This is a genomic window from Mesorhizobium sp. M4B.F.Ca.ET.089.01.1.1 (genome assembly GCF_004022605.1).
GTDB classification, from domain to species: Bacteria; Pseudomonadota; Alphaproteobacteria; order Rhizobiales; family Rhizobiaceae; genus Mesorhizobium; species Mesorhizobium abyssinicae.
In genome coordinates this window covers 1-564 of sequence record NZ_RZOS01001249.1, presented here as the reverse complement: position 1 = coordinate 564, position 564 = coordinate 1, and the positions used below count along the sequence as shown (strand labels likewise).

The following is a 564-nucleotide window of genomic DNA, read 5'->3' as shown; positions in this document are numbered from 1 at the left end:
CGCGCAATCCGCGCCTCGGTATCCGACAGCTTCGCCTGCATGGTCGCGGCGTCAGCCTGCCAGTTGGTCGCCTGCGTCTGCCAGTTGGCAGCTTCGGCCTGCGCATTGGCCGCATCCGCGACGGCATCGCGTTCAGCCTGCAGCGCCTCATGCGCAGCCAGCAGCGCCATGTAGGCACCGGCAAGGTCCGCAGGAAGATCAACAGGCTTCGAAGTCACGAAGCCATTGAATCAGATTTCCGCTTAATATCAACTAAAAAATGCTATCCAACACGAGCTGGTCGCCATGTTTCTTGAGGGTTACGCCAATCTATCCCCGGCAAAAAGTAACTTAACTGTGCCGGAGATATTGTTACGGCTCCGCCTTCAACTGAAGGCCATATGAATCTTCCTCGTTCAAGTCTTTTTGTGAACAGGCATGCCCCTTGGCCATCATGCCAAATACATTTCAGCAAATTTCCACGCTTCCCTCGGAAGCAGAACAAATTGCCGCCCAGCGGATTATGTTTGAGCACCTCCTGCACCCGTAGCGCAAGCGAGGGGAAGCCACACCTCATATCGGTGT

1 protein-coding gene and 1 pseudogene are annotated in these 564 nt (G+C 55.3%); both read right to left on the bottom strand.

What is annotated here, in order from left to right:
* Window positions 1-218, bottom strand: a pseudogene (locus EN780_RS41175) (hypothetical protein); the annotation flags it as partial.
* Between the two features lie 44 nt (window positions 219-262).
* Window positions 263-556 carry an IS66 family insertion sequence element accessory protein TnpB gene (gene tnpB, locus EN780_RS36990; protein ID WP_348631305.1) on the bottom strand — a complete coding sequence of 98 codons (294 nt, stop codon included), beginning with the start codon at window positions 554-556 and terminating at the stop codon, window positions 263-265.
* Between the last annotated feature and the right edge of the window lie 8 nt (window positions 557-564).